Source organism: Guptibacillus hwajinpoensis (assembly GCF_020171785.1).
Classification (GTDB): Bacteria; Bacillota; Bacilli; order Bacillales; family Guptibacillaceae; genus Guptibacillus; species Guptibacillus sedimenti.
On the sequence record NZ_JAIVAE010000004.1, the window covers coordinates 146,494 to 169,323 of the forward strand.

Annotated in this window: 31 protein-coding genes; 26 read left to right on the forward strand and 5 right to left on the reverse strand. The window is 43.9% G+C overall.

Annotation, left to right across the window (positions count from 1 at the left end; all coding sequences use genetic code 11):
* The first annotated feature begins 31 nt into the window (after positions 1-31).
* The gene (locus tag LCL91_RS07955) at positions 32-463 is read left to right on the forward strand and encodes a GNAT family N-acetyltransferase (RefSeq protein WP_224881500.1); all 432 of its coding nucleotides are present in this window, start codon (positions 32-34) and stop codon (positions 461-463) included.
* A 188-nt stretch (positions 464-651) separates the two neighbouring features.
* On the forward strand, positions 652-1,692 hold the full coding sequence (locus LCL91_RS07960; protein ID WP_224881743.1) for an L-threonylcarbamoyladenylate synthase: 1,041 nt from the start codon (positions 652-654) through the stop codon (positions 1,690-1,692).
* Positions 1,693-1,733: 41 nt separating this feature from the next.
* Here LCL91_RS07960 and LCL91_RS07965 read toward each other — a convergent pair whose 3' ends face one another.
* Positions 1,734-1,994 (reverse strand): DUF2533 family protein, encoded by a 261-nt coding sequence (locus tag LCL91_RS07965; RefSeq protein ID WP_224881502.1) that lies wholly within the window; start codon positions 1,992-1,994, stop codon positions 1,734-1,736.
* A 143-nt stretch (positions 1,995-2,137) separates the two neighbouring features.
* Between LCL91_RS07965 and LCL91_RS07970 the strand changes: the two genes are divergently transcribed.
* Positions 2,138-2,695: a manganese efflux pump MntP family protein gene (locus LCL91_RS07970; RefSeq protein WP_224881504.1), complete on the forward strand. Its 558-nt coding sequence runs from the start codon at positions 2,138-2,140 to the stop codon at positions 2,693-2,695.
* 92 nt (positions 2,696-2,787) lie between these two features.
* On the opposite strand, the gene hflC is transcribed toward LCL91_RS07970, so the two are convergent.
* Together hflC and hflK are read right to left on the reverse strand one after the other, a co-directional pair.
* Positions 2,788-3,717, reverse strand: coding sequence for a protease modulator HflC (gene hflC, locus LCL91_RS07975; protein WP_224881506.1), 930 nt, complete (start codon positions 3,715-3,717; stop codon positions 2,788-2,790).
* On the reverse strand, positions 3,710-4,675 hold the full coding sequence (gene hflK / locus LCL91_RS07980) for an FtsH protease activity modulator HflK (protein ID WP_224881508.1): 966 nt from the start codon (positions 4,673-4,675) through the stop codon (positions 3,710-3,712). Before hflK ends, hflC begins: the two co-directional genes overlap by 8 nt.
* A 148-nt stretch (positions 4,676-4,823) precedes the next feature.
* Between hflK and LCL91_RS07985 the strand changes: the two genes are divergently transcribed.
* The 15 genes from LCL91_RS07985 to LCL91_RS08055 all read left to right on the forward strand — a co-directional run bounded on the left by LCL91_RS07985 (position 4,824) and on the right by LCL91_RS08055 (position 16,194).
* Entirely contained in the window at positions 4,824-5,450 is a 627-nt protein-coding gene (locus tag LCL91_RS07985; RefSeq protein WP_224881510.1) for a low molecular weight protein arginine phosphatase, read from the forward strand.
* A 2-nt stretch (positions 5,451-5,452) separates the two neighbouring features.
* Positions 5,453-5,896: a ribose 5-phosphate isomerase B gene (rpiB, locus tag LCL91_RS07990; RefSeq protein ID WP_160918209.1), complete on the forward strand. Its 444-nt coding sequence runs from the start codon at positions 5,453-5,455 to the stop codon at positions 5,894-5,896.
* 13 nt (positions 5,897-5,909) lie between these two features.
* Positions 5,910-6,482 (forward strand): TIGR01440 family protein, encoded by a 573-nt coding sequence (locus tag LCL91_RS07995; RefSeq protein ID WP_224881512.1) that lies wholly within the window; start codon positions 5,910-5,912, stop codon positions 6,480-6,482.
* A 137-nt stretch (positions 6,483-6,619) separates the two neighbouring features.
* Positions 6,620-7,867, forward strand: coding sequence for a serine hydroxymethyltransferase (glyA, locus tag LCL91_RS08000; RefSeq protein WP_224881514.1), 1,248 nt, complete (start codon positions 6,620-6,622; stop codon positions 7,865-7,867).
* Between the two features lie 185 nt (positions 7,868-8,052).
* A complete protein-coding gene (upp, locus tag LCL91_RS08005; RefSeq protein WP_098445392.1) occupies positions 8,053-8,682 on the forward strand; it encodes a uracil phosphoribosyltransferase in 630 nt (209 codons plus the stop codon).
* Positions 8,683-8,983: 301 nt separating this feature from the next.
* A complete protein-coding gene (locus tag LCL91_RS08010) occupies positions 8,984-9,214 on the forward strand; it encodes an AtpZ/AtpI family protein (protein WP_224881516.1) in 231 nt (76 codons plus the stop codon).
* Entirely contained in the window at positions 9,215-9,583 is a 369-nt protein-coding gene (locus tag LCL91_RS08015; protein ID WP_224881518.1) for an ATP synthase subunit I, read from the forward strand.
* Between the two features lie 19 nt (positions 9,584-9,602).
* Positions 9,603-10,313 carry a F0F1 ATP synthase subunit A gene (gene atpB, locus LCL91_RS08020; RefSeq protein ID WP_165998647.1) on the forward strand — a complete coding sequence of 237 codons (711 nt, stop codon included), beginning with the start codon at positions 9,603-9,605 and terminating at the stop codon, positions 10,311-10,313.
* Between the two features lie 64 nt (positions 10,314-10,377).
* Positions 10,378-10,590, forward strand: a complete 213-nt coding sequence (gene atpE, locus LCL91_RS08025; RefSeq protein ID WP_048311363.1) for a F0F1 ATP synthase subunit C — start codon at positions 10,378-10,380, stop codon at positions 10,588-10,590.
* Positions 10,591-10,693: 103 nt separating this feature from the next.
* The gene (gene atpF / locus LCL91_RS08030) at positions 10,694-11,203 is read left to right on the forward strand and encodes a F0F1 ATP synthase subunit B (RefSeq protein ID WP_224881519.1); all 510 of its coding nucleotides are present in this window, start codon (positions 10,694-10,696) and stop codon (positions 11,201-11,203) included.
* Positions 11,200-11,754: a F0F1 ATP synthase subunit delta gene (locus LCL91_RS08035; RefSeq protein WP_224881521.1), complete on the forward strand. Its 555-nt coding sequence runs from the start codon at positions 11,200-11,202 to the stop codon at positions 11,752-11,754. The genes atpF and LCL91_RS08035 overlap by 4 nt, the downstream gene beginning before the upstream one ends.
* A 19-nt stretch (positions 11,755-11,773) precedes the next feature.
* Positions 11,774-13,282 carry a F0F1 ATP synthase subunit alpha gene (atpA, locus tag LCL91_RS08040; RefSeq protein ID WP_098445386.1) on the forward strand — a complete coding sequence of 503 codons (1,509 nt, stop codon included), beginning with the start codon at positions 11,774-11,776 and terminating at the stop codon, positions 13,280-13,282.
* Between the two features lie 49 nt (positions 13,283-13,331).
* Positions 13,332-14,195: a F0F1 ATP synthase subunit gamma gene (locus tag LCL91_RS08045; RefSeq protein ID WP_224881523.1), complete on the forward strand. Its 864-nt coding sequence runs from the start codon at positions 13,332-13,334 to the stop codon at positions 14,193-14,195.
* A gap of 84 nt (positions 14,196-14,279) precedes the next feature.
* Positions 14,280-15,689 carry a F0F1 ATP synthase subunit beta gene (atpD, locus tag LCL91_RS08050; protein WP_159786297.1) on the forward strand — a complete coding sequence of 470 codons (1,410 nt, stop codon included), beginning with the start codon at positions 14,280-14,282 and terminating at the stop codon, positions 15,687-15,689.
* A 103-nt stretch (positions 15,690-15,792) separates the two neighbouring features.
* Entirely contained in the window at positions 15,793-16,194 is a 402-nt protein-coding gene (locus LCL91_RS08055) for a F0F1 ATP synthase subunit epsilon (protein ID WP_098445384.1), read from the forward strand.
* Between the two features lie 51 nt (positions 16,195-16,245).
* Here the strand turns inward: LCL91_RS08055 and LCL91_RS08060 are convergent, their stop codons facing one another.
* The gene (locus tag LCL91_RS08060; protein ID WP_224881526.1) at positions 16,246-16,800 is read right to left on the reverse strand and encodes a DUF1697 domain-containing protein; all 555 of its coding nucleotides are present in this window, start codon (positions 16,798-16,800) and stop codon (positions 16,246-16,248) included.
* A 55-nt stretch (positions 16,801-16,855) separates the two neighbouring features.
* A complete protein-coding gene (locus LCL91_RS08065; protein ID WP_224881528.1) occupies positions 16,856-17,341 on the reverse strand; it encodes a YbgA family protein in 486 nt (161 codons plus the stop codon).
* A gap of 120 nt (positions 17,342-17,461) precedes the next feature.
* On the opposite strand from LCL91_RS08065, the gene LCL91_RS08070 reads away from it, so the two are divergent.
* From LCL91_RS08070 to nuoK, 8 genes are read left to right on the forward strand one after another with little or no spacing between them, the layout of a single operon-like run.
* Positions 17,462-17,839 (forward strand): NADH-quinone oxidoreductase subunit A, encoded by a 378-nt coding sequence (locus tag LCL91_RS08070; protein WP_098445381.1) that lies wholly within the window; start codon positions 17,462-17,464, stop codon positions 17,837-17,839.
* The gene (locus LCL91_RS08075; protein WP_142329594.1) at positions 17,830-18,348 is read left to right on the forward strand and encodes a NuoB/complex I 20 kDa subunit family protein; all 519 of its coding nucleotides are present in this window, start codon (positions 17,830-17,832) and stop codon (positions 18,346-18,348) included. The genes LCL91_RS08070 and LCL91_RS08075 overlap by 10 nt, the downstream gene beginning before the upstream one ends.
* The gene (locus LCL91_RS08080) at positions 18,345-19,463 is read left to right on the forward strand and encodes an NADH-quinone oxidoreductase subunit C (RefSeq protein ID WP_224881531.1); all 1,119 of its coding nucleotides are present in this window, start codon (positions 18,345-18,347) and stop codon (positions 19,461-19,463) included. The genes LCL91_RS08075 and LCL91_RS08080 overlap by 4 nt, the downstream gene beginning before the upstream one ends.
* A 2-nt stretch (positions 19,464-19,465) precedes the next feature.
* Positions 19,466-20,563 (forward strand): NADH-quinone oxidoreductase subunit D, encoded by a 1,098-nt coding sequence (locus LCL91_RS08085; protein WP_224881533.1) that lies wholly within the window; start codon positions 19,466-19,468, stop codon positions 20,561-20,563.
* Positions 20,563-21,570 carry an NADH-quinone oxidoreductase subunit NuoH gene (gene nuoH, locus LCL91_RS08090; protein WP_224881535.1) on the forward strand — a complete coding sequence of 336 codons (1,008 nt, stop codon included), beginning with the start codon at positions 20,563-20,565 and terminating at the stop codon, positions 21,568-21,570. The genes LCL91_RS08085 and nuoH overlap by 1 nt, the downstream gene beginning before the upstream one ends.
* Before the next feature lie 18 nt (positions 21,571-21,588).
* The gene (gene nuoI / locus LCL91_RS08095; protein ID WP_098445376.1) at positions 21,589-22,008 is read left to right on the forward strand and encodes an NADH-quinone oxidoreductase subunit NuoI; all 420 of its coding nucleotides are present in this window, start codon (positions 21,589-21,591) and stop codon (positions 22,006-22,008) included.
* Positions 22,005-22,514, forward strand: a complete 510-nt coding sequence (locus LCL91_RS08100) for an NADH-quinone oxidoreductase subunit J (protein ID WP_165998630.1) — start codon at positions 22,005-22,007, stop codon at positions 22,512-22,514. Before nuoI ends, LCL91_RS08100 begins: the two co-directional genes overlap by 4 nt.
* Complete coding sequence (gene nuoK / locus LCL91_RS08105; RefSeq protein ID WP_098445374.1) at positions 22,511-22,825, forward strand: NADH-quinone oxidoreductase subunit NuoK; 315 nt, start codon at positions 22,511-22,513, stop codon at positions 22,823-22,825. The genes LCL91_RS08100 and nuoK overlap by 4 nt, the downstream gene beginning before the upstream one ends.
* The last annotated feature ends 5 nt before the right edge of the window (positions 22,826-22,830 follow it).

Here is a 22,830-nt window from a genome sequence, read left to right on the forward strand (position 1 = left end):
TTTTGTGTGAAAACTGAAGGAGGAGATCCATTTGTTTCTCGTTAGAAAAGCAACGACAGATGATGCCGTAGCCGTTAGGAATTTTGTTATGCAATCCGGCCTTGATGTGGACGGGCTACCTGATATTGAGTCGTTTCTGATCGCAGAATCAGAAAAAAAAGACCTGTTAGGTGTGATTGGACTTGAAACGATAGGTACGTCAGGCCTCCTAAGAGCACTCGTCTTAAATCGCTCTGAATCAACTTCTGAACGATTATTACAGTTTTTTGACCAGGTCCTTCTTTACGCGAAAAAAGCAAATTTGGACGAGTTGTTTCTTACATCAAAAGAAGAATCATTTTTCTTTCAAGTTTTCGGTTTCTCGACAATTTCCTTTGAAGAAGTTCCGAAGAAAGTAAGGGAACATGAGCTATTTTCCAATCAATCAGATCAGCGAGTAATTATGAGAAAACGTTTAAACTAGTTGATCTCATCAACATGGTTATACACAAATCGAACATGCGTTATCCACATTGTGTGGATACTTGTGAATTAAGCGAAAGGTAGCGTTTTTACGAATTGTGTAGAATCCTGTGGAAAGATCACTTATTATCCCGAAATAACCGGGTTTATTAGCATTTATTGAATAAGAAGGTGAATAACGTGGAAGGTATCCACACAAATGTTTGGTATGTGGATGAAAATGTGGATAGTGAAAAAGTTTATCCACAGGTTGTGGAAGCTGCCGAATGTTTACAACGCAATGAAGTCGTCGCTTTTCCTACTGAAACCGTCTATGGCTTGGGGGGAAACGCGTTATCTGAAGAAGCTGTGGCCAAAATATTCAGTGCGAAAGGCCGTCCTGCGGATAATCCACTGATTGTACACGTGGCGAGTCGTCCACATGTGGAAAAGTTAGTATCGCACATTCCAAAACAAGCGGATAAGCTAATGAATGCGTTCTGGCCAGGACCATTAACGATTGTATTACCTGGTGGTAAGAGCGTAGCTTCAAATGTGACTGCCGGGCTAGATACGGTGGCCATTCGTATGCCTGACCATCCAGTAGCACTTGCGCTTTTAAAGGCAGCGAATTTACCACTTGCCGCGCCGAGTGCAAACTTATCAGGAAAGCCGAGTCCAACCACAGCGAAACATGTGATTCATGATTTAAGTGGCAGAATTGCTGGTATTGTGGACGGCGGTTCGACAGGTGTAGGTCTTGAGTCTACGGTTGTGGATTGTTCAGGCGATCACGTGACCATCCTTCGTCCGGGTGGTGTAACGAAAGAGCAGTTAGAAGAAGTGGTAGGAGAAGTAATCATTGATCCAGCCCTGAGTGATGAAGGACAAAGACCTAAGTCTCCTGGTGTGAAGTACAAGCATTATGCTCCAACGGCTCCGGTCACGCTTGTGGATGGTTCTCCGTCATACTTGCAATCACTTGTGGACAAGCGTAGAGCAGAGGGTAAAAAGATTGGTGTTCTCGCTACGGAAGAATCAAAAGCAACGTACCGTGCCGACGTGGTCATCCCGTGCGGAACGAGAGCAGATCTGATTTCAGTTGCGAACCGCTTGTATGATGTCCTAAGGCAGTTCGATGAATCAGATGTGGATGAAATTTATAGCGAAATGTTTACACATGAGGGCGTAGGAGCAGCCGTTATGAACCGGCTATCAAAAGCAGCCAGCAATCGTGTGATCAAAGAATAACAAAAAACCCGCTCAGGCCTTGAGCGGGTTTTTCCTATAGACTAGCTGCGTTTTTTGTTGACGAACTCTTCTACCATTTGCGGTGTTACGTACGTACGGGTAGGGATGCTTCCTTGTTTTGCAAGTTCATTAATTTGTAGAGAAAGTTCGTTAATGCGATCTGTTGTAAATGGTTCGTTAGCTGCACATAATTCGGCCGCATGCGCAATTGCGACTTCTCGCTCTTTATCTAACTGAATAAACAAATTGATTTCCCTGTTTTTTTGACTAAGCTGATTTGAAATCCCTTTATGCACACTCATCGTATTCGTTCCTCCAATTTGGCTCAATCATTACTAAAACACTACCCTTAACGAGCCTTACTTAATCTATTATTCATTCTTTCCCTTCTATTTTCAAGAGGACTTGCATAAAAGTTGAATAGCACGTCCCGGGGGGAGATGGAATGATTTCCACTGCATTAATTGGAGAGCTCGCCACATTAAGCATAATGGCATTTGCTCTCGGTATGGATGCTTTTTCGGTTGGACTTGGCATGGGTATGATCCCGCTCCGTCTCCGCCAAATTGCTAAAATCGGTGTGGTGATTGGACTATTTCATATGGGAATGCCTCTTGCCGGAATGATCATTGGCCGCGTTTTATCCGAACATTTTGGCACGGTCGCGACGATGGTCGGCGGCGGCCTTTTGCTGTTACTCGGTATTCAAATGGGACTTTCCTCGCTATCATCTCGAGATAAACCGTTTGTAACCCCTGTCGGATTCGGTCTGCTTGTTTTTTCGTTAAGCGTTAGCCTTGATAGTTTTTCCGTTGGTCTAAGTCTCGGTATTTATGGAGCAAGAGTAGTTGTCACGATTCTATTGTTCGGCCTGATCAGCATGCTATTAACCTGGTCTGGTTTAATGATGGGACGGAAATTTCAGAGCTGGATCGGCTCGTACAGCGAACTCCTTGGCGGCTGTATCTTATTTTGTTTTGGGTTAAAGTTGTTGATCGTGTAATGGTGTGATGATGTGTGGGCTGGTGGGGATTTGGCCAATAAAGCACTTTCAGGGAGGGCGCTCGGTCATACAAGCGGCCTCCCTGAAAAAATTTACTCCGTAATGCCTTGTAAAAGCTTCGCATACGGAGAACCTGCCGGCAGCATGATCACCGTTTCGTCATTTAATGTTGTTTTATACGATTCAAGCGTACGGTAAAGCTCATAAAATTCTGGATCCTTACTAAACGCTTTGTTGTAAATTTTCGCCGCTTCGGATTCACCTTCTGCGCGAATTTCTTCCGCATCCGCATCGGCTTTGGCAAGAATCGTATCAACCTCTTTATCTGTTTCTGCTTTGATTCGATCGGAGTCGGCATCCCCTTGAGATAGGTACTCTTGTGCTTTCGATTCACGCTCTGAAATCATCCGTTGGTAGACAGACTGTTCATTCGCATCAGGAAGGTCGGTCCGCTTCATGCGCACATCTGTCACTTGGATGCCGTAGGAATCGCGTTCAAGTAATTCATTCACGCGCTCGCGCACATTGTCATTAAAACTGCCTCGATTCGACTTTTCTTCGTTAATGATCTGGTCGTACTCAAGCTGACCAAGTTCTGAGCGAATGACGGAGAAAATGAATTCCCCCATTTTTGCTTCTGCATTTTCAATCGTCCGGGCATTAGAAATCATATCCTGTGGGTCACTAACTGACCAAACTGCATAGTTATCAACCGTCATCCGCTTTTTATCTTTCGTTGTAATTTCTTCTGGATTCACATCATAAAGCATTTGATACTTTGGAAGTGTCGTCACAGATTGGATAAAGGGCACCTTTATCTTTAGTCCAGGCTCCGTTTCAATTTTAACAACGTCTCCAAATTGGCGGATCACTTTGTACTCGCCTTCCTTTACAACGAAGAGAGTGCTGAAAATGCTGCCAATGATAATGAGGAGGAGAACAATAAGCAGAATGCTTTTCACAATTTTGCCGGGACTCATCTTACGGCGATGTTCATCCATATTAAAAACGTTCTCACTCATTCTTTTCACTCTCCTTTGGCTTCGGTGTTTCAGTCGTTTTCTCTTGCGCAGGTTGGATTGGTAAATACTTCACCGTGTCTCCGCCTTCATCGGTAACATAAATCTTTGTATCAGGTAGCACTTCTTCAAGCGTTTCTAAGACAAGTCGCTGTCTTGTGATGTCTGGATTGTTCTTGTATTCATTGTAGAGAGCGTTAAATGTCGCGACATCCCCACGGGCCTGCTCGATTCGCTGTGCTTTTTCACCTTCTGCTTTGGAAATACGCGCATCCTTTTGACCTTCCACAACGCTTAGTTCCTGGTTTTTGTATTTCTTCGCTCCATAGATAGTCGTTTCTTTTTGTTCGCGCGCATCGACAACGTTTGTGAACGCTTTTCGTACTTCATCATTTGGGAGTTCCACGTCTTGAAGCTTTACATCAAGTATGGAAATCCCAATTTCGTAGCGGTCAATCAATTTTGTAAGAATGTCTCGAACGTTTCCTTCAATTTCTGCTTTTCCTGACGTTAGCGCTTCATCGATTTCGGAACTACCGATAACGCCTCTTAATGAAGAAGAAGTCGCGTTGTAGAGTATTTCTTTCGGTTCGTCTGAGTAATATAAGTATTGTTTTGGATTCGTGATGCGCCACTGAACGACCAGGTCAGCGAGCACAATGTTCTCATCTCCAGTAACCATTTTGGTTTCCTCTGGATAATCCACAATCTTTCCATCTTCTTCGTCATATCCGAACGTTAAGCTGAATGTCTCTCTTGGTAGAATATCAACCTGCTGGATCGGCCATGGGAGTTTAAAATGAAGACCAGCATCGCTAATTTCTTCATCAACCTTTCCGAACGTCATAATGACAGCCTGCTCGGATTCATCCACGGTATACCAGCTTGTAACGAGGATTACGCCAAGAATAAGAAATAGAACAATGCTTCCTGCTAAAATAACGATTTTTCTTTGTGACATGCGACTTTCCCCCCTTGATTTGCTTCTAACAAGTATTACGGACAGATGACAAAAAGGTTTCAGAACTTCAAGATTTTTTCACTACGCGCGAGGGGTGGATTTATCCCCTTTCTTCTCTCATAATAAGAAGAGAAGGGAAGTGGACAAGGTGAGAGTTGTATTTGTGTGTACAGGTAACACATGCCGCAGCCCAATGGCGGAAGTGATCTTAAAAAATAAAACCAACAAAATTGAAGCGAAATCGGCTGGCGTTTTTGCAGCGAATGGCGCACCGGCGAGCCGTCAGGTAGAAATACTTTTAGAAGAGAAAAACGTGCCATTTACGCATACAGCGAAAATGTTGGATCGGAATCTAGCAGAATGGGGCGATCTTCTCCTAACGATGACGAGTAGCCATAAAGCGCTCGTGCTTCGGGATTTTCCTGAAATTTCTCATAAGGTGTATACCTTAAAAGAGTATGCCGCAACAGAAAACGAAAAAAAGTACAATGAGTACCAGGAAAAAGCAGCTGAAATCGAAATGAAGAGAGCGGCCTTTCTTCATGACATCACAAAATTAGATACAGAAAAACAAGCTGAAAAGCGTCAACAATTCGAAGCAGAAATGAGAAAAGAGTTAAGTGAGTTACAAACGCTTGAACAAGCGTTACCTTCGATGGATATATCGGATCCGTTTGGCGGAACCATTGAGCAATATCGAACAACATATGCAGAAATTGAGGAAGCGATTGAGCGAATGATTGAGCGGCTTGATCAAGAAGAATTGGAGGGATAACCATGAAAGTTGCCGTAGGTGCCGATCATGCTGGTGTGAAAATTAAAGAAGACATTATTCACGTGATTCAAGAATTAGGGATGGAGCCTATCGATCTTGGCTGTGACTGCCATGATTCAGTTGATTATCCTGACTATGCGATCCCTGTAGCCGAGAAAGTAGCGGCTGGTGAAGCGGATCGCGGCATTTTAATTTGTGGTACGGGTATCGGAATGTCGATTGCAGCCAATAAAGTAAATGGCATTCGCTGTGCGCTCGTGCATGATCTTTTTAGTGCGAAAGCCACAAGACAGCATAATGATTCCAACGTCTTAGCAATGGGCGAGCGTATTATTGGACCAGGACTTGCGACTGAAATTGCGAAGGTGTGGCTTGAGACAGAGTATGAAGCAGGTCGCCATGCAAAACGAGTCGGCAAGATTACGGAATACGAAGCAAAGGGATAAGGAGGCGTTTTCTGTGAATGAACAAACAGCACGTCAAATCACCCGTCATACGCTAGAAGCGCTCGGAGATCTCCAGAAAGATGCGCGTCTTTCAGAGCGTCATTTACTTGTCGTTGGGATGAGCTCAAGTGAAGTAGTCGGTCAGCGAATCGGAACGGCAGGCACCATCTCAGCGGCAGAAGCGATTTATGAAAGTGTTCAAGTCTTTCAAAAAGAAACAGGTGTACAGCTTGCCTTTCAGTGCTGCGAGCACTTAAATCGAGCACTAGTCGTTGAACGTGAGACAGCTTATGCGAAAGGCTATGACATTGTCGCAGCAATACCGACAACACGAGCAGGTGGTTCCATGGCAACGCATGCGTATGCAAACATGGCTGATCCGGTCCTAGTGGAGTTCATTTCAGCAGATGCCGGGATTGACATAGGGGATACGTTTATTGGTATGCACATCCGGCATGTAGCAGTACCTGTGAGAGGGCGACACACGTCGATCGGTGAGGCTCACGTGACGATGGTTCGTTCAAGACCAAAGTTAATTGGTGGAGAGCGTGCGTCGTATCCAGGAAAAAATGAGCACTGCTTTTAGCCTTAAAACCGAACGATAATTTAGTTCATTTATCTAATATACGGATTCGAACTTCTGTGGTACAATGCAATCGAGATGAAATACGAACTGTTCGTGTTCACGAATGGTAATTTGTGTGGGATGGAAAGGGGATATCAATGCAAAACCTAGCAAAGCAGGATCAAGAACTTTTACAGGCAATGAAAGACGAGCTTGGTAGACAGCGCAGCAAGATTGAACTTATCGCATCAGAGAACTTTGTATCAGAAGCCGTGATGGAGGCGCAAGGATCTGTTTTAACAAACAAGTATGCGGAAGGCTATCCAGGTCGACGTTATTACGGTGGCTGTGAATATGTCGATGTCGCTGAAAATATTGCAAGAGACCGTGCGAAGCAGCTGTTTGGTGCAGAGCATGTGAACGTGCAACCTCATTCAGGAGCACAAGCTAACATGGCCGTTTATTTCACGATTCTTGAGCAGGGTGATACGGTTCTTGGTATGAACCTTTCTCACGGTGGTCACTTGACGCACGGAAGCCCTGTTAACTTCAGTGGCGTTCAATATAACTTCGTGGAGTATGGCGTTGACAAAGACTCACATCGCATTGACTACGATGACGTTCTTGAGAAAGCGAAAGCGAATCGTCCAAAGTTAATCGTTGCGGGTGCGAGTGCTTATCCGCGTGAAATTGATTTTAAACGATTCCGTGAAATTGCAGATGAAGTGGATGCTTACCTGATGGTGGATATGGCTCATATTGCAGGTCTAGTTGCAACTGGTCATCATCCAAATCCTGTGCCACACGCCCATTTCGTAACGACAACAACACATAAAACCCTTCGTGGCCCGCGTGGCGGCATGATTCTTTGTAAAGAAGAATTTGCGAAGAAAATTGATAAGTCGATTTTCCCAGGAATTCAAGGCGGTCCGTTAATGCATGTGATTGCAGCGAAAGCCGTAGCATTTGGTGAAGCACTTTCTGACGATTTTAAAGCTTATTCTGAAAAGGTAGTAGCGAACGCTAGAAAACTCGCATCAGCACTTGAAAAAGAGGGCATTAACCTTGTCTCAAACGGCACGGACAATCACCTTGTCCTTCTAGATTTACAAAGCCTGGATTTGACAGGAAAAGTGGCTGAAAAAGCCCTTGATGATATTGGCATTACAACGAATAAAAATACGATCCCATTTGATCCACAAAGCCCATTCGTTACGAGCGGCCTTCGTATCGGGACGGCAGCTGTAACGTCTCGAGGGTTTGGTGAAGCAGAAATGGAAGAAATCGCAAGCATTATTGGTGATGTGTTGAAGCAGCATGAAGACACGGACGCTCTTCAAAAAGCAGAGAAGCGTGTTCAAGACCTTACTGCTAAATTCCCAATGTATGAAAACCTATCATATTAAATAGACACTGACGCCGGGAGATGATCATTTCCCGGCGTTTTTCTAAAAGGATACGCCTTCGTTATTTAATGGGAAGAGCGTGAATATTTCATCATTTTTGAAAGCCTTGAATCAACTCGCGTTTTTCTGTAAAATTGCGAAGAAGATTTAGGAACGAAACCAAAACGAAAAGGGGAGTGCATACGATGGGTAAAGTATACGTGTTCGATCATCCGTTGATTCAGCATAAGCTTACATACATTCGTGATGAGAAAACAGGAACGAAGGAGTTCCGTGAACTTGTGGACGAAGTGGCAGCGTTAATGGCTTATGAAATTACAAGAGAGCTTCCGACTGAAGAAGTGATGGTCAAAACGCCTGTAACCGAAGCGAAATCAAAGGTTCTTTCAGGTAAAAAGCTTGGACTAGTTCCGATTCTAAGAGCGGGTCTTGGCATGACAGACGGAATCCTTAAGTTAATTCCTGCTGCCAAAGTAGGACACGTTGGTCTTTATCGTGATCCTGAAACGCTTCAACCGGTAGAATACTATGTAAAGCTTCCTGCTGATATTGAAGAACGTGAATTCATCGTGATTGATCCAATGCTTGCTACAGGTGGTTCGGCTGTTGAAGCAATTAACTCCCTTAAGAAACGCGGTGCGAAAAACATTAAAATGATGTGTCTGATTGCAGCACCTGAAGGCGTAGAGCTTCTTAACGATGCGCACCCTGATGTAGACATTTATATCGCAGGTCTTGATGAGAAACTAAATGAAAAAGGATACATTGTTCCAGGTCTCGGCGATGCCGGAGATCGTTTGTACGGAACGAAGTAATTTGGAAAAATCTCTTCCTTCTCTGGAAGAGATTTTTTTGTCGAGATAGCAACAAATGTGAAAAAAAAGTGACAAATTCCAACTTAAATTACAGGGAATCATTCCCTGTTTTCTTTGATTAACACATCTCTGCTCCTGTAAGCGTTACTATCCTTGGTATTACAGGCTTTTTTAAGCGTTTTTTCATTTGTGAATTTGATCACACCATTTCCTCCAAACACATTGACATCATGTACACCCTATTGTAGACTTACAAAGGGTATAGTGATAAGGTTTTCATTTACTCGAAACATCCTTTTCAATGACTTACCTTTCTAGCAAAGGAGCGCTTTTATTGAAGGCGATGGCTCTCTATACGACAATCCTTTCTTATCTTGTTGGATCGATCCTTACGGGAGTATTTTTGGGGAGATGGATGGATCGCCTATTCGACACTTTTCCACTTTTTCTCATCATTGGTCTTTTGCTCGGTTTGGGCGGAGGGGTTTATGGATTGGTTCGTCTTCTACATAAGTTTACAGGGGAAGATTAAATGACAGAATACACGCAAAGTTTTCGCCGCTACATGCAATTTACCCTGTATTTGCTCGCCATTTTCGTAATGGGTTGGGGGATTACCTCATATAAAGCATTATTCCTCGGGTTAATTCTTGGCACCATTTTCAGTATTTACAACCTATTTAACATGTTCCGTAAGATAGATCGTCTTGGTGAAGCTACAGTAAAAGGGACAAAGGCTAGGTCACTTGGTCTGTTAACAAGACAGGCTGTTGCTGGACTCAGCGTACTGATTGCATTAAGGTACCCAGAGTATTTCAATTTGCTAGGTGTGGTAATTGGGTTAATGACCACCTACATTATCATTCTCATAGATTCAACATCCAAAATACGCTTTAAGTAGGAAGAGAGGTGAAAAGCTGTTGGAACATCATGCACCTACAACTGAATTTTTAGGAATGACTTTCAATCTATCCAATATTCTGATGATCACGATTGCTTCTGCCATTGTATTCATTCTTGCAGTAGTGACAACTCGCTCTTTAGCAATGCGACCTACGGGATTGCAGAACTTCATTGAGTGGGTAATGGACTTTGTTAAAGGACTTATTGGAAGCACAATGGATTGGAAAACTGGTGGACGTTTCCTGTTTCTAGGGATGACGCTACTCATGTATATCTTTGTATCAAACATGCTGGGGCTACCGTTCGCCATTGCCGTCGATTCTGAACTTTGGTGGAAGTCTCCAACTGCAGATCCGACGATCACGCTAACATTAGCAACGATGGTCGTGTTGTTAACACATTATTACGGTATTAAGATGAAAGGTGCGAAGGAGTACGGAAGAGGATTTGTTAGTCCACTGAAATTCCTATTTCCTTTTAAAATTATTGAAGAATTCTCGAACACCTTAACTCTTGGCCTTCGTCTTTATGGTAATATCTACGCTGGTGAAATTCTGCTTGGACTTCTCGCAGGACTCGGTGGCGCAGGAATTGCTGGAGCGCTTGGAGCCTTTCTTCCTATGCTGTTGTGGCAAGGTTTTAGTATTTTTGTCGGTACAATTCAGGCGTTTATCTTTACAATGCTAACAATGGTTTACATGGCGCATAAAGTGGCAGACGACCATTAAAACAAGGTATCAATGAGTTTTGATTATATAAAAATATTTATGAATTATAAGGAGGAAATTTAGCATGGGTTTATTAGCAGCTGCAATTGCAGTAGGTTTAGCGGCAGTAGGTGCCGGTATTGGTAACGGTCTTATCGTAAAGAGTACAGTTGAGGGAATTGCTCGTCAGCCAGAACTTCGTGGTACGCTTCAAACAACAATGTTTATCGGTATTGCACTAGTTGAGGCACTTCCAATTATTGCGGTCGTTATTGCATTTATCGTAATGGGTCAATAATTCAATTAGATAAGGATACAGATTTGTTTCATGATGGCGGAGAAAGTTTCGAAATGAAACCTTCGCCATTCGTTTTGTATGACCTCTGAAGGGAGTGAACACGGTGTTCAATAGTTTAATTCTAGGAGCAGGATTTGCTGCAGGCGATATTCTTTTCCAACTTGTCGCATTTATTGTTCTTCTTGCACTACTTAAGAAGTTTGCATGGGGTCCGCTCATGGGCATCATGAAAGAACGTGAGCAGCACATTGCGAACGAAATCGACTCAGCTGAGAAGAACCGTAAAGAAGCTGAAGCATTCTTGAATGAGCAGCGCGATGAAATGAAGCGTGTTCGTCAGGAAGCGAAAGCTATGCTTGAGAATCAAAAACAAATGGCTGACCAACAAGGTCAGGAAATGATTGAAGCGGCTCGTCTTGAATCCGAGCGTTTGAAAGAAGCGGCTACTGCTGAAATCAAGCGTGAACGTGAAAATGCAGTTGCCTCTCTACGTGAACAGGTAGCTTCATTATCTGTCATGATTGCTTCAAAAGTTGTTGAGAAAGAACTCGATGAGCGTGCACAAAAGCAGCTGATCGATGAGTATCTTGACCAGGCAGGCGATCAGAAATGAGTAGAGAACATGCAGTAATCGCAAAACGTTATGCCGGTGCTCTTTTTGACATCGCTCGTGAGAACGATAACGTCGAGCAAATCAAGAATGAGCTAACTGTAGTTAAAGATGTCTTTCATCAAACGCCAGATTTAATGAATGTATTGAAGCATCCAAAATTCACAACAGCTGAGAAGAAGAACATGATTCAGACTAGTTTTGGGTCGTCCCTCTCCACTCACGTGATGAATTTGCTTCTTACACTGATCGAACGTAAGCGTACAGCAATCGTTTTCGAACTTGTTGATCAATATGAAACATTAGCATATGAACAAAAGCAAACAGCAGTAGCGAAAGTTTATTCTGTGAAGCCTCTAACGGAAGAGGAGCAGATGAAGGTCTCTGCAGTATTTGCGAAACGAGTAGGCAAAACAACGCTTCTGATCGAGAATGTGATCGATCCTACTTTAATCGGTGGTATTAAAGTACGTATTGGCAATCGCATTTTTGACGGTAGCATTAGCGGAAAACTTAAACGCATGGAACGAGAATTAGTTTCAGCGAAGAGCTAGAAGATAGGGGTGAATATGCATGAGCATCAATGCTGAAGAAATCAGTGCGCTGATCAAGCAGCAAATCGCAAATTATCAAACTGATATTAAAGTTGATGATGTTGGTACCGTTATCCAGATTGGTGATGGTATTGCTCGTGCCCACGGTCTCGATAACGTGATGGCAGGAGAGCTTGTTGAATTTTCAAACGGTGTTATGGGTATGGCTCAGAACCTAGAGGAGAGCAACGTTGGTATCATTATCCTTGGACCATACACTGAAATTCGTGAAGGCGATGAAGTACGTCGTACTGGACGCATCATGGAAGTGCCAGTCGGTGAAGAACTTCTTGGCCGTGTTGTAAACCCTCTTGGACAACCTGTTGATGGACAGGGGCCACTAGGTACAACAAAAACTCGTCCGATCGAAAGCCCAGCACCAGGGGTTATGGATCGTAAATCAGTACATGAGCCACTTCAAACAGGAATCAAAGCAATTGACTCTCTTATTCCAATCGGACGCGGACAGCGTGAGCTAATCATCGGTGACCGTCAGACTGGTAAGACTTCGATTGCCATCGATACAATCCTAAACCAAAAAGACGAAGATATGATCTGTATCTACGTTGCAATTGGTCAGAAAGAATCTACGGTACGTGGCGTTGTTGAAACGCTTCGTAAGCAGGGTGCACTTGATTACACAATCGTTGTAACTGCAGGCGCATCTCAGCCTTCTCCACTTCTTTTCCTTGCACCATATGCTGGTGTCACAATGGGTGAAGAATTCATGTATAACGGCAAGCACGTTCTTGTTGTATACGATGATTTAACAAAGCAGGCTTCTGCATACCGTGAACTTTCCCTACTACTTCGTCGTCCTCCAGGTCGTGAAGCATATCCAGGGGATGTATTCTATCTTCACTCACGCCTTCTTGAGCGTGCAGCGAAGCTTAGTGATGCAAAAGGAGCAGGTTCACTAACTGCCCTTCCGTTTATCGAAACACAAGCTGGTGACGTATCAGCTTATATCCCAACGAACGTTATCTCCATCACTGATGGACAGATCTTCCTTCAATCTGATCTCTTCTTCTCGGGTGTACGTCCAGCGGTTAACGCCGGTCTTTCCGTATCTCGTGTAGGTGGTTCCGCTCAGATTAAAGCGATGAAGAAGGTTGCGGGTACACTACGTCTTGACCTTGCATCATACCGTGAGCTAGAAGCATTTGCTCAGTTCGGATCTGACCTTGATAAAGCAACGCAAGCGAAGCTGAACCGCGGTGCTCGTACGGTTGAAGTTCTTAAGCAGGGGCTAAACAAGCCACTTGCTGTTGAGAAGCAGGTTGCGATTCTTTACGCTCTAACTCGTGGATTCCTTGACGATATCCCGGTTACCGATATTCAGCGTTTTGAATCTGAAATGATGACATGGATCGAACACAATAAGAAAGATATTTTCAATACAATTCGTGAAACAAAAGCTCTTCCTGATGAAAAAGAATTCAACGGTGCAATCGAAGAATTCAAAAAGAGCTTCGCAGTATCTGAATAAGAGGGATGCGGCGGAAACGCCGCGGCCAGCTTAAAAGGTGGTGAAATGAATGGCATCTTTACGCGATATTAAGTCGAGAATTACATCGACGAAGAAAACAAAGCAGATTACAAAAGCCATGCAGATGGTTTCGGCTGCGAAATTGAACCGTGCTGAAATGAATGCCAAGTCATTCGTTCCATACATGGAGAAAATTCAAGAAGTTGTTGGAAGCATTGCAAATGGATCAAGCGGCGGAAGTCATCCGATGTTAGAAAGCCGTGAAGTGAAGAAAACGGGCTATGTGGTGATCACATCTGACCGTGGACTTGCTGGGGCATACAATAGCTCGGTACTACGTCACGTGTATAGAACAATTAATGAGCGTCATAACTCAACTGATGAGTACGCGATTATCGTAGCTGGTAAAGTAGGACTTTCCTTCTTTAAAAAGCGCGGAATGCCTGTTGTCGAAAGTATCGTTGGTCTTTCTGATCAGCCTGCTTTTGCAGACATTAAAGACATTGCGTCTCGAACAGTAGGGATGTTTGAAGACGGAGCTTTCGATGAGCTTTATCTTTACTACAACCACTATGTAAGTGCCATTCAGCAAGATTTAACGGAGAGAAAACTTCTTCCGTTAACAGATATTGAGACAGGTGGAGGCAAATCACTCGCAAGCTACGAGTATGAGCCATCAGAAGAAGAAATTCTTGAGACCCTCCTTCCTCAATATGCTGAAAGCTTGATCTACGGAGCGCTTCTCGATGCGAAAGCAGCAGAGCACGCATCTCGTATGACAGCGATGAGAAGTGCGACAGACAATGCGGACGATCTTATCGGCGACCTTACACTTTCTTACAACCGTGCCCGTCAGGCTTCAATTACTCAGGAACTAACTGAGATTGTAAGTGGGGCAGCGGCACTCGAGTAGAAATGAAATGAAATAGATAGTCTTAAATGCCAAACAGGAATGCTTATTGTTTTGGCAGCTTAAAGCAAGTTAGGAGGGAACAGGATGAACAAGGGATACATTACCCAGGTTATGGGTCCGGTTGTAGACGTTAAGTTTGAGAGCGGCAAGCTCCCAGAAATCTACAACGCCCTTAAAGTTAACTATATCGCTCAAACCGGTGCTGAAGAGAGCATCGAATTGACGCTTGAAGTCGCGCTTCACCTTGGCGATAACTCTGTTCGTACCGTAGCAATGGGTTCAACAGACGGTCTTGTACGTGGAGTTGACGCTCTCGATACAGGTGCACCAATCTCCGTTCCAGTTGGAGATATCACACTAGGACGTGTATTTAACGTACTAGGTGAGAAAATTGACCTAAATGAAGAGCTCGGCGAAGTTCGCCGCGATCCGATTCACCGTCTTGCACCAGTATTTGAGAACCTTTCAACAACAACGGATATTCTTGAAACAGGAATCAAAGTAGTTGATCTTCTTGCACCATACGTTAAAGGTGGTAAGATCGGTCTCTTCGGTGGTGCCGGTGTAGGTAAAACGGTACTGATCCAGGAATTGATCAATAACATCGCACAAGAGCACGGCGGTATTTCTGTATTCGCAGGTGTTGGTGAACGTACGCGTGAAGGTAATGACCTTTACTACGAGATGACTGATTCTGGTGTTATTAAGAAAACGGCAATGGTATTCGGTCAGATGAACGAACCACCAGGTGCACGTATGCGTGTTGCCCTTTCAGGTCTTACAATGGCAGAGTACTTCCGTGATGAGCAAGGACAAGACGTTCTTCTCTTTATCGATAACATCTACCGCTTTACACAAGCTGGTTCAGAGGTATCGGCATTGCTTGGACGTATGCCATCAGCAGTAGGTTACCAGCCTACACTTGCGACTGAGATGGGTCAACTTCAAGAGCGTATCACTTCTACAAATAAGGGTTCTGTTACTTCAATTCAAGCAATCTACGTACCAGCCGATGACTATACTGACCCGGCACCGGCAACGACGTTTGCTCACCTTGATGCAACAACAAACCTTGAACGTAAACTATCTGAGCAAGGTATCTACCCTGCGGTGGATCCACTTGCTTCAACTTCTCGTGCGCTTTCTCCGGAAATCGTTGGAGATGAGCACTACAACACAGCCCGTGAAGTGCAACAAACACTTCAGCGCTACAAAGAGCTTCAAGACATCATCGCAATCCTTGGTATGGATGAGCTTTCTGATGAAGATAAGCTAACTGTTTCTCGCGCTCGTCGCATTCAGTTCTTCCTTTCTCAGAACTTCCACGTAGCTGAACAGTTTACTGGACAAAAAGGTTCATACGTACCAGTTAAAGAAACAATCAAAGGATTCAAAGAAATCCTTGATGGTAAACACGATGATATTCCAGAGGACGCATTCCGTCTTGTTGGGACAATTGAAGAAGTAGTAGAGAAAGCAAAACAAATGGCGTAAATAAAAAGTAGGGCGGAGACCCATAAGGCCTTCGCTCCCACTTTTTGCTATTTGGGCGATAAGCCTGCTTTTCTAATTACGATCACACCCAGGGAGGGGTACGATGAATACATTGAAAGTCAGTGTAGTCACCCCTGACGGCCCGGTATACGAAGGGGAAGCTGAATTGGTCAGCGTAAAAGCAAAGAGCGGTGAGCTCGGTATTTTACCAGGACACATTCCGCTTGTTGCCCCTCTTACAATCAATGCGGTGCGTTTCAAAAATGGAGCGGATACACATTTACTGGCCGTTAGCGGTGGGTTTGTTGAAGTAAGGCCAAAGCAAGTAACAATCCTTGCTGAGTCTGCTGAATTACCTTCTGATATTGACGTGGAACGCGCACGTGCAGCGAAGGAAAGAGCGGAACAACGCTTGGATCAAGCGAAGCAAGACAATGTTGATTTCAAACGCGCTGAGCTAGCGCTTAAGCGTGCAATCAACCGCCTTGATTTGGCAGGTAAATAAATGGAAAGCACCAGCGGGAAATTCCCGCTGGTGCTTTTTTTGCAATTAAGACTATACATTCGGTAGTAAGCTATTCATTTTGTTAATCGTTTTCCAATTTCGTACGGTCGCATACTCATTAGACCGAGTGATGAAAGCCGCAAGTTTTGAATTTCGAATGCTTTCATGAAACAGTAAATAAATTTCCCTACCTCTAATCTCACATTCTTCGGTTTCAGATGCATAGGTAAAAAGTTTCTTTTCGTCATCAGCTAAGAGAGGTTCTCCTATCATTGCCACATAAAGACTTTCTCCACTCGCTGTTTCCTGCGCTTTCGAAATTTGTTCGTCATGAAAAGGACAGTTTTCGATCAAGTTCTTCCACTCTACAGCGGTCCTTAAAACGATGGGAACCTTTAATTCAAACTGTTTACGAATCATCTCTTCCATCTTTTTTCTTAAGAGGACTTCAGATTCTTCTGATTGGAACAAAACGTTCCCACTTTGAATGTACGTTTTCACATACTGAAACCCTTCATTTGAGAGGGCATCGCGCAATTCAGACATGTTGATTTTATTTTTACCGCCGACGTTAATGCCCCTTAATAATCCCACATAGGTTGTCATTTTCATCCCACCTTCTTTTGTTGGTTAATTACGCGATGCTAACGTGGATATCCTTTTATTTTTCACTGCTTTCTAGATAATCTTCTCTTGAGACAATCCGCAACTGTTTTTGATCATACACCTCATTCCATTTCCTCTGTGGTTGAACAAAGCTGCTTTGTAACAAATAATCAGACGGATACGTTTTGAGAAGCTTCAAAAGCTGCATACGAAACAGTTCAATGTTGTAATCGGTTAAGGGATCTAAATCAGATAGTTGTTTATTCATAACGACGATAAATTCATCTTTTTCCTCACTTGTTGCTCTTTTTTTGAAATAGCCCCGCATATGTTGGAGTGTTGTCCGCATACCTTTTTTAGTATAGGGAAGAGTTAAGGTTTCCTTTAGTAAGTCATAGACGTAAAGCAATTCTTCAGGAGATTGCGCTTTTTTTAATGAATTCCCTATATTTTTGTAATGTTCATAGCCTTTGGCCATCACCGTATATTTATTTCTTGCCCACAGCTTTTCTGTCAGCGTTCGGATTCGTTTATCGCTCATTTGATCACCTCTGTTCGAAATTTTTAAAAAACTTACAAATAAAAGCAAGAATAAGAGTGGGGATGTTGAATTAGTATACAAGACTAGCAACTTTACAGCACGATGAGAGGAGAGACCTTCATGGGTGAATCGCTTAACGTGTACCAAAATAGTTACCTCTTCGTAATCATGTTCCTTTTCCTTGGCCTTCTTCTTCCAGCTGTTGCCCTAACGGCAGGAAGATTCCTTCGTCCCTCAAAACCAACATCTGAGAAACAAACAACCTATGAAAGCGGCATAGAGCCGTTTCACCAAAGCTGGATTCAGTATAACGTTCGTTATTATTTATTCGGACTGCTTTTTGTCATCTTTGATGTCGAAACCGTTTTCTTGTATCCATGGGCGGTCGCCTATCAAAAGCTTGGTTTCTTTGCGTTCATCGAAATGATGATCTTTATTGTCATGCTATTAATTGGCTTACTATACGCATGGAAAAAGAAGGTGTTGAAATGGATTTGAACTTAGAAAATATAACGCCGGAAGAATACGAGGAAATGAAGCATAACGTTTTTCTTGCAACGCTTGAAAATGTAAAGGCCTGGGCTCGAAGCAATTCGCTCTGGCCGTTAACGTTTGGTCTCGCCTGCTGTGCCATCGAAATGATGGGTTCAGGGGCTTCCCACTATGACCTTGATCGCTTTGGAACGTTTTTTCGAACGTCGCCAAGACAGTCTGATGTCATGATTGTATCAGGAACCGTAACGAAAAAAATGGCTCCTGTACTAAAGCGTCTTTATGATCAAATGCCTGAACCAAAATGGGTCATTGCGATGGGCTCATGTGCGACAGCGGGCGGCCCATATATTAACTCCTACGCTGTTGTTAAAGGAGTGGATCAAATCGTTCCTGTTGATGTGTATATCCCTGGCTGTCCGCCAAACCCAGCAGCCCTCATATACGGCATAAATAAACTACAAGAAAAAATTCGCTATGAAGCGCGCACCGGAAAGCGGGTGACGAATCGATGAGCGATCAAACACCAGAAGAGCTGGAAGCAAAGCGAAAAGCCGTAGAAGAAGCAAAACGGAAGGCAGCTGAGTTACGGAAAAAGAAAGCGGAAGCCGAGAATCCCGCCGATGACCTTGAGCTTCAAAAGAAAAAAGCGGTCGCAGCAGCTAAAGCAAAAGCAGCTGCGCTGAAAAAGCAAAAAGAAATGGAGCAAAGTGAACAGAACAGCGTAGCGGAGGAAGAAGACGTTGAACTTGCGAAAAAGAAAGCAGTCGCAGCTGCGAAGGCGAAAGCGGCGGCGCTGAAAAAAGAAAAGAACCAAAACGTAACGGATCAGGAAGCATCAGAAGACGATGTCGCCCTCGCGAAAAAGAAGGCGGTTGCTGCCGCAAAGGCGAAGGCCGCAGCGTTGAAAAAGCAGAAGGAAATGGCGAATGAAGATGGAGGTGACGACGAAGCTGCCCTCGCGAAAAAGAAAGCCGTAGCTGCTGCAAAGGCAAAAACAGCAGCCCTAAGAAAGCAACAAGAGGCAGGTAGTTCCGACACTACGGATGAGAAGGCAAAAGCGATCGCAGCTGCAAAGGCAAAAGCCGCTGCTGCTAAAGCAAAGAAGACTGCTTCAGAAACGGATGAGCCTCTAAAAGAAGAAATCCCTTCACCAAATCAGCCTGTGCTTGACCGGTACCTGCACATCATTCGAGAAAACCTTGGGGACGACCTTCTTGAAGATGCTTATATTAATCGTCTCGCGAAAGATGTGCCGACGCTTGTGGCAAGGAAAGAAACGTATTTAAAAGTGGCGCAGTTTCTTAAATACAATGAGCTTCTAGCTTTTGATTATCTTTCTGAAACGCACGGCACCGACTTTGAGACTCATATGGAAATTTACAATCACCTGTATTCGTATCAAAATCGCCAGAGCATTGCTTTAAAAGTGAAGATTGATCGAGACAAACCTGTCATCGATTCACTAACGTCCCTCTGGGCTGGGGCGAACTGGCCAGAGCGAGAAGGATATGATCTTCTTGGCATTGTTTTCAATGGGCATCCGAATTTGACGCGAATCATGATGCCGGATGACTGGGTCGGCCATCCGCTTCGAAAAGATTATGAGCCATATGATGTGGAGGTGTAGCGATGATTCGGACAGAGGAGATGCTCTTAAATGTAGGTCCACAGCATCCGAGTACGCATGGCGTCTTCCGCATCGTGCTTACAATTGATGGAGAAGTCATAAAAGAAGCAAAGCCTGTTATCGGTTACCTGCATAGAGGGACGGAAAAGATTGCAGAAAACCTGCAATACACGCAGATTATCCCGTATACAGACCGAATGGATTATCTTGCTGCCATGACGAATAACTACATTCTCTGCCATGCAGTTGAAACGATGATGGCAATGGACATTCCTGAGCGAGCGGATTACCTTCGCGTCATTGTGATGGAGCTTGGAAGAATAGCGAGTCACCTTGTTTGGTTCGGCACTTATTTGCTCGACATTGGCGCGATGAGTCCGTTTCTTTATGCCTTCAGAGAGCGAGAAGTGATCATTAATTTGTTAACGGAGATCTCAGGAGGGCGACTGACCTTTAATTATATGCGCGTAGGTGGCGTCAAATGGGATGCGCCTGAAGGCTGGCTCGAGAAGGTGCGAGAGTTTGTGCCGTATATGAGAGAACAGCTCGCCGGCTACCATGATCTCGTAACGGGGAATGAAATTTTTATGGCGAGAATGAAAGGGGTAGGCGCTTATTCAAAACAAAAGGCGCTTGCGTACTCATTAAGTGGTGCGAACCTACGCTGTACAGGCGTGCAGTGGGACCTCAGGAAAAACGAACCTTATTCGCTTTATGATCGCTTTCAGTTTGAAGTTCCCGCCTTTCCACAAGGTGACGCTCTGGCACGCTACAACTGTCGTATGGCTGAAATAGAAGAAGCACTAAAGATTGTGGAGCAGGCCGTGGAGCAAATTTCTCAAGGGCAGATTATGGCGAAAGTACCGCGCATTATTAAACCTCCTGCAGGTGAGACGTATGTACGCATTGAATCGCCGCGCGGTGAAATTGGCTGCTACATTGCCTCCAAAGGGAAAAAAGAACCTTATCGTCTGAAGTTTCGTCGACCGTCTTTTTATAATCTGCAAATCTTACCTGAGTTACTAGAAGGAGAGAATATTTCAAACTTAATCGCCATTCTCGGCGGTATTGATATCGTGCTCGGGGAGGTGGACGGCTAATGATCAACAACATGCTTGCTTCACCACCTGGATACTGGCAGACGCTCAGTTTTTTCCTCGTTGGTGCGGCTATGTTAATGGTTGTACTCGGGTTCGTGACGTACGCCATTTTGGCTGAGCGAAAAGTGCTTGGGTTTATGCAGCTTCGTCATGGTCCAAACAGAGTTGGTGGGCGATTCGGATTATTACAAACGGTAGCGGACGTTTTGAAGCTATTAATAAAGGAAGATACAATTCCACGCGATGCGGATCGCCCGCTATTTATTATTGCACCTGTTGTTGCCTTTGCACCGGCGTTTATCGTAATCGCTGCCCTTCCATTAACTGAGCAGGTTTCCTTTGCGAATATTGGCGTTGGCTTGCTTTATTACATTGCCATATCTGGGATTTCAACGATAGGGATTCTAGCAGGGGGATGGGCATCGAACAATAAATACGCGTTACTTGGTAGCATGCGATCAGCGGCGCAGATGATTTCTTATGAAATTCCGCTTGTGATGAGTGTTGTAGGAATTGTGCTACTAACAGGATCGTTAAATCTTAATACCATTATTGCCGAGCAGGAGTCTGTTGCCTTTTTGTTTAAACAGCCGCTTGCGTTTCTAATCTTTTTGATTGCTTCCGTTGCGGAATTGAATCGAACCCCATTTGACTTACCTGAAGCAGAATCAGAGCTCGTCGCAGGGTATCACGTTGAATATTCAGGATTTCGCTTTGCCTTCTTTATGCTTGCGGAATATGTTTATTTATTTGCGATGGCCTCGCTCACAACCATTCTTTTTCTTGGAGGATGGCAGGCAATCCCGTTTTTAACCTTTATACCAGGCGCAGTCTGGTTTGCGCTTAAATTTATTTTCATCGTATTTGTGATGATCTGGATTCGCGGTACGTTTCCTCGTCTCCGAGCCGATCAACTTATGTCATTTGGATGGAAAATCCTTTTACCGCTCGCTTTATTAAACATTTTTCTAACGACCATTGTGATCGAGATCATTCGCTCATTCTAAACAAGGGAGGAAGCCAACATGCGTGGACTAGCGAAAGGATTAGCTTACACCCTGAAAAACATGACGAAGGAGAAAGTGACGTACCAGTATCCAGATCAGCCCCTTGCTTTACCAGATCGCTTTCGCGGCATTCAAAAATTTTACCCTGAAAAATGTATTGTATGTAATCAGTGTGTTGCGATTTGTCCGACAGACTGCATTTCATTGACAGGTATCAAACATCCTGACCCAACTAAAAAGGGAAAAATTATCGATACGTACGATATTAATTTCGAAATTTGCATTTTGTGCGATTTGTGCACAGAGGTGTGTCCGACAGAGGCCATTATCATGACAAATAATTTTGAGCTCGCTACGTATAGCCGCGATGATCTATTTAAAAATTTAGAGTGGCTCGATGAAAATGATACGAACCTTCGAAAGGAAAACAAAGTATGACCGGGGAGCTGCTCATATTTATTTTCCTATTTCTTATTACGATGACCGGCGGCTTACTGATGATTAATCTCTCAAAAGTGATCCATATGATGATGGCGCTTGTCCTAACGTTTCTCGGCATTGCAGGACTCTATATTATGCTTTCCGCTGAATTTGTAGCGGTCGTTCAAATCTTAATTTATTCTGGAGCAATTACGATTATTATGTTATTTGGCATTATGCTAACAAAACATTCAGAGGAAGAGCCGAAGACAGGATGGGCAAAAAAAGGCATCGTGTTAACAGTTGTCACCGCTTTCTTTTTGATTGTATTTAAAGGCATTCGGACAATTTCACTCGGTCCGCAAGCGGAAAAACTTCATGAAAACAATACCGAGCAAGTGGGGCTAATGTTGTTCACAGATTATGTAATTCCATTTGAACTCGTATCCGTCGTTTTACTCGTTGCGCTTGTTGGAGCCATTATCCTCGCGAAAAAGGATGATGAAGAAGGTGAGAAGCCATGAGCTCGATTCCACTTTCCGCCTATTTATTAACCGCTTTGCTCCTGTTTTGTATAGGCCTATATGGCGCGCTAACGAAGCGAAATGCGGTCATAGTGTTAATTTCGATTGAATTAATGCTGAACGCCGTTAATTTAAATCTTGTTGCATTTGCAAAATACGGTGTTGGCGCATCGATTCGTGGTCAGGTATTTTCTCTTTTTACGATTACGGTTGCGGCAGCTGAAGCGGCTGTCGGGCTTGCGATCCTGATTGCCCTTTATCGAAACAGGGCTACCGTCAATGTTGATGAAATGAACACACTTAAAAAGTAGCGAAG

Bases quoted from the DNA above. Each gene is read 5' to 3' on its own strand.
- LCL91_RS08065 (WP_224881528.1), bottom strand. From the start codon at position 17,341: ATGAGCGATAAACGAATCCGAACGCTGACAGAAAAGCTGTGGGCAAGA.
- LCL91_RS08080 (WP_224881531.1), top strand. From the start codon at position 18,345: ATGAGCGATCAAACACCAGAAGAGCTGGAAGCAAAGCGAAAAGCCGTA.
- LCL91_RS08075 (WP_142329594.1), top strand. From the start codon at position 17,830: ATGGATTTGAACTTAGAAAATATAACGCCGGAAGAATACGAGGAAATG.
- rpiB (WP_160918209.1), top strand. From the start codon at position 5,453: ATGAAAGTTGCCGTAGGTGCCGATCATGCTGGTGTGAAAATTAAAGAA.
- LCL91_RS07965 (WP_224881502.1), bottom strand. From the start codon at position 1,994: ATGAGTGTGCATAAAGGGATTTCAAATCAGCTTAGTCAAAAAAACAGG.
- LCL91_RS08070 (WP_098445381.1), top strand. From the start codon at position 17,462: ATGGGTGAATCGCTTAACGTGTACCAAAATAGTTACCTCTTCGTAATC.
- atpD (WP_159786297.1), top strand. From the start codon at position 14,280: ATGAACAAGGGATACATTACCCAGGTTATGGGTCCGGTTGTAGACGTT.
- LCL91_RS08015 (WP_224881518.1), top strand. From the start codon at position 9,215: ATGACAGAATACACGCAAAGTTTTCGCCGCTACATGCAATTTACCCTG.
- LCL91_RS08045 (WP_224881523.1), top strand. From the start codon at position 13,332: ATGGCATCTTTACGCGATATTAAGTCGAGAATTACATCGACGAAGAAA.
- hflC (WP_224881506.1), bottom strand. From the start codon at position 3,717: ATGAGTGAGAACGTTTTTAATATGGATGAACATCGCCGTAAGATGAGT.
- atpA (WP_098445386.1), top strand. From the start codon at position 11,774: ATGAGCATCAATGCTGAAGAAATCAGTGCGCTGATCAAGCAGCAAATC.
- upp (WP_098445392.1), top strand. From the start codon at position 8,053: ATGGGTAAAGTATACGTGTTCGATCATCCGTTGATTCAGCATAAGCTT.
- hflK (WP_224881508.1), bottom strand. From the start codon at position 4,675: ATGTCACAAAGAAAAATCGTTATTTTAGCAGGAAGCATTGTTCTATTT.
- LCL91_RS08010 (WP_224881516.1), top strand. From the start codon at position 8,984: ATGACTTACCTTTCTAGCAAAGGAGCGCTTTTATTGAAGGCGATGGCT.
- atpE (WP_048311363.1), top strand. From the start codon at position 10,378: ATGGGTTTATTAGCAGCTGCAATTGCAGTAGGTTTAGCGGCAGTAGGT.
- LCL91_RS08035 (WP_224881521.1), top strand. From the start codon at position 11,200: ATGAGTAGAGAACATGCAGTAATCGCAAAACGTTATGCCGGTGCTCTT.
- LCL91_RS08085 (WP_224881533.1), top strand. From the start codon at position 19,466: ATGATTCGGACAGAGGAGATGCTCTTAAATGTAGGTCCACAGCATCCG.
- LCL91_RS08055 (WP_098445384.1), top strand. From the start codon at position 15,793: ATGAATACATTGAAAGTCAGTGTAGTCACCCCTGACGGCCCGGTATAC.
- LCL91_RS07970 (WP_224881504.1), top strand. From the start codon at position 2,138: ATGATTTCCACTGCATTAATTGGAGAGCTCGCCACATTAAGCATAATG.
- nuoH (WP_224881535.1), top strand. From the start codon at position 20,563: ATGATCAACAACATGCTTGCTTCACCACCTGGATACTGGCAGACGCTC.
- glyA (WP_224881514.1), top strand. From the start codon at position 6,620: ATGCAAAACCTAGCAAAGCAGGATCAAGAACTTTTACAGGCAATGAAA.
- nuoI (WP_098445376.1), top strand. From the start codon at position 21,589: ATGCGTGGACTAGCGAAAGGATTAGCTTACACCCTGAAAAACATGACG.
- LCL91_RS08100 (WP_165998630.1), top strand. From the start codon at position 22,005: ATGACCGGGGAGCTGCTCATATTTATTTTCCTATTTCTTATTACGATG.
- nuoK (WP_098445374.1), top strand. From the start codon at position 22,511: ATGAGCTCGATTCCACTTTCCGCCTATTTATTAACCGCTTTGCTCCTG.
- LCL91_RS08060 (WP_224881526.1), bottom strand. From the start codon at position 16,800: ATGACAACCTATGTGGGATTATTAAGGGGCATTAACGTCGGCGGTAAA.